Source organism: Bacillus sp. GMa5/1 (assembly GCF_050172015.1).
In the GTDB taxonomy this organism is placed as follows: Bacteria; Bacillota; Bacilli; order Bacillales; family Bacillaceae_G; genus Bacillus_A; species Bacillus_A cereus.
On sequence record NZ_JBNLYC010000266.1, the window covers coordinates 1 to 4,271 of the forward strand.

The window sequence follows — 4,271 nt, forward strand, 5'->3', positions numbered from 1 at the left end:
TTTCAATCTTTCGAAATTCCAGTTTGTTTTTTAGATTGTAACAAAAATATTCTTTTAGAATTTAAATCCAAAAATGATTCACATTCGTTATATACATCAAAAATAGAACAGTTACATATGCTTTTTCAGAGAAATGATACATATAATTCCCCCATCTTCAGAACTCACGAATATCTAGGGCACTTTATTTTAATTCACATAAAGAGCGATTATATGGTGAACGGTACTGTTATTATTGGGCCCTTGACACATGTAAATTTTTCTACAAGTAAAGCGGATAGTAACCTTAATTTTATTCCAAATTATAAAAGAACAAGAGACCATTATTTTTCATTGTCAGTCAAAGATCAAAATTTCTTTGTAAATATAGCGATATTGTTCTATAACATTCTCTATAAAAAAAATTCAGATGTAAGCACCTTTTCAAATAACAGTGACTCACTTCATATAAGTCATAGCAGCATCTTAAACGAAGATGTATATATTTCAATGCAAAAAGACGAATCCATTTATCATAATTTATATATAGAGCAGCAACTACTTAGTTCTATAGAAGACGGGGATAAAGAAACCGTCCTCAAATATTATTACGAATTCCAACAAGAGACTCTTTCATCTTTATCTTCATTCCATCAATTAAGACGTCATAAAAACATTTGCATTTCATCCATCACGCTCGCTACTAGATATGCGATAAAAGGGGGACTTCCATCTGGGATTGCTTACAAAATTTATGATTTACATATTCAAAGAACAGAAGATTTAAAAGACAAAGAATCTGTTTGGGATTTATTAAAAAATGCTTTTTGTACCTTTGCAGACCGTGTAAAGGCACAAAAAACACAGCAACATTCACAGACTATTGCTATTTGTAAAAACTACATTTTTAAAAATATTTACAATCCAATATCTGTTAAACAACTTGCTAAATTTGCAAATGTGAATTCAGATTATTTATCTATATTATTTAAAAAAGAAGTCGGTATTTCATTAATTGAGTACATTCAACGTGAACGAGTCGAAGAAGCAAAGAAATTATTAACTTTCACCACCTATCCCTTATCAGATATATGCGCTTCGCTTAATTTTAGCGATCAAAGTTATTTCACTAAAATTTTTAAAAAATTCACCAATGAAACACCTGGTAAATACCGAAAATCTCATGTTGTCATTTAGAGTGACACTTCCATTAAAACAAAGTGTTTTCAGTAACTTATCAATGGCAAATTAGAAGTACTCCTATATTCATGAGCTATAGGATTTATACTATTTTCAAATTAAAAAACACGTTACTATTCTTTTATTTTAATGAGAATAGTAACGTGTTTTATATGTAATATAGTTCTGTAGACAGAGTAGTATCCAACTGCAAATTTTTATAAAAGCCAAATGTACCGCTTAACTATTAAAATCTTAATAAGTAAAAAATCCATATTTCGTTTTATTTACTTTCTACTTTATTTCTTTTGAATACTGAACTCTTTTCTTCAAACGAATGATCCCTACTATTATTTTTGTATCTTTCTAAATTTGCGAATCAAAGTGAGTACTGTACCTGCAATAATCATCAATATGCCGATTGCTGCACTGTTAGTTGTACTTACACCCGTCTTTGGAAGCTCCTTATATGTATATTCTTTTTTATCGCTATTACTGTTGTTAGAGATATTACTCTTATTTGCCTTATTAGCAAGGCCATTAGCTTTGCTAGTTTCCTTATCTTTCACTAATACTTTTTGTATTGTATTTACGTCATTACCCATGGAATCTTTGACACTATATATTATTTCATAAGTACCAGCTTTAGTTGTATCTATAGTTCCTTCATACGCTATTTTAGAAGTAAGGTCACCGTCCTCTTTATCAGTAGCTGATACCCCTACCAACGGATCAAATTGATCACCCTCAGTAATTGAAGTTGTAGCAGGTACTTTTAGTATTGGTTTTTCATTTGTAACTTCTTCTCTAACTTTAACCGTTACAGTTTGTTTCGCCGTTACTTCATGACCTTTAGAATCTGTAACCGTGTACGTTAATACGTAAGTACCGACTTTAGATGTATCTACTCCACCAGCAATTTTTACTTTAGAAGTAAGATCGCCGTCTTCTTTATCAATAGCTTTTACTTTTATCATTGGATCGAATGAATCTCCTACATGAATTGTCGCTCCAACAGGCACTGTTAATTTAGGTTCTAAATCTAATATTTCTCCATTTCCCTCTACAATTACAGTCTGTGTAGCCGTTGTAGTTCTCCCTTGGGAATCAACGACCAAGTATTCCACAATGTATGTACCTGGTTTTGAAGTATCTACATCGCCTTTATGCTTTACTTTATTTGTTAAATCACCATCTTCTTTATCAACAGCTTTTACATTTCTCATTGGATCAAACGTATCACCTACACGTAGTGTAATCGTAAACGGCACAGTTAACTCTGGAGCTTGGTTTTCTGCTGTTTTTTCGTTTTCTTTCATTGTTCCGGTAATTTTTGCAGCATCAAAAGCATTTTGGACTGCTTGAACTTCAATTGAGCTCGTTCCATATTTATTAGTTGCCACTTTAAGGCATGCCAATTTCAATTCAGAGAAATTAGAAGTCATGTTTAATTCATCAGTATTTGCATAATAGAAAATATCAAACATTTTATCTTCACCAATACCATTTACATTTACACCGTTATGAGTACCACCTTGTGCAATTAAATACGCAACTTTATTAATAATACTTGAGTTAAAATGAACGCCTCCATAATCCTCTCCATTTAAATCATTATATTTACTATAATCATCGGGATACGGTAGTCCTTCTGAAAAATTAATTGCAGTTGGATTTTTCATATTACGAAAAGTCGCTCCAGTTTGCTCTCCTATTGTCCAGTTAAATTCCCCATTATTTATGTATTTCTCTATAGCCGTTCCCATAATATCCGATAATGCCTCGTTAATTGCCCCAGATTCTCCTGAGAATTCAAGGTTAGATTCACTTGATGTAACTGCGTGTGTAAATTCATGACCGGCTATATCGAACGCTTTTACCATAGGATCTCCATATAAAAGCATACTGATGTTATTAATATTAGTACTAAATGCATTCTCCCAATTTTCAGGATCATTTGTTCCTCCAGAATCCCATGCATGTACAACTGAAACTACTTTTTTTCCTTTATTATCAAAACTATTACGATTATATTTTTCTTTATAAAAATCATATACCTTTGTTGCTAAGAAATGAGCGCTTACCGCCTTTGGATCATTAAATGTTGTTGAAGCGCTAGTTGCTAGTATGCCAGGATAATAACTTTCTTCATTTGTAATATCTCTATAATTTACATCATATGTCTCAATTCCTTGCCCTCTTGTGTAATCAGCAAGCGCATAATTCCCACTGGTCTGTTTAGAAATACCAAATGTACGAGTTACGCCTAAATCATCTTTTCCTGTTCCAGTTAATGATGTGAAATTGCTAGTTTTATTTTCCTTAACGGATTCAACATACTCTTCACTTATTTTCAAACTTGATTCTTGTACCATATCTTTTAATATATCGCCATTATGAGCATTCACTAAATAAGTTCCAGATACATAATTTGGTGTTGTAGCAGCAAATGTAACTTGATATGCATTGCTAGCCTGCCCATGATTTTCATCAACAAAAATAACCGCCTTAACTTCTGGTTCAGAAATAAATTTAATGTCGTTTCCGTACTTTTTATAAATATATTGTTTCGCTTCTTCTTTTGATAAATTAATAGGTTTCTTTAAATCTTCTTGTGTTAAATTTTGTGCGCTAGCTCCTGAAATGCTTTTAATAATACCTTTTTTATCTACGTGAGCAGTTAACTGGTGGCCATACACTTCTTTTCCTTCATATATTTGTTGCATGCGCACAAGTGTAGTTCCATCATAAGAACCACGTTTTTGAAGAACCTTGTAATCTACTCCTGTTTCTGCACTAACTTGTTTTGGAGACAAAGCATGCTCCGTATTTTCCTTAAGTGCATCTTTCACTACATTCTCTGGCGCCTTTTTTGATGGTTGTGTAAGATCACCTGTACGGAACGAATCCTCTTGAATTTCAACTTGCATTTGACCAGGTTCCTCTGCATGACCTACTCCATATGGTGTTACACTTGTTAAAACAAATCCTGTTGTTAATGCAACTATAGCTATTTCTTTTTTATTTCCCATGGTATTTACCTCGTATAAATTTCTATTATTTATATGAAACTGCTAAAATGTATACAATCTATTCCTAACATAAAAAGATGA

General features: G+C 32.2%; 2 protein-coding genes. One reads left to right on the plus strand and one right to left on the minus strand.

The window, feature by feature from the left end; genetic code table 11:
• Positions 1-1,176, plus strand: a 1,176-nt coding sequence (locus tag ACQGSG_RS27010) for a helix-turn-helix domain-containing protein (protein WP_426948469.1), incomplete at its 5' end; no start/stop codon positions are given.
• 332 nt (positions 1,177-1,508) lie between these two features.
• Here ACQGSG_RS27010 and ACQGSG_RS27015 read toward each other — a convergent pair.
• Positions 1,509-4,190 (minus strand): M4 family metallopeptidase, encoded by a 2,682-nt coding sequence (locus ACQGSG_RS27015; protein ID WP_426948471.1) that lies wholly within the window; start codon positions 4,188-4,190, stop codon positions 1,509-1,511.
• Positions 4,191-4,271: the final 81 nt, after the last annotated feature.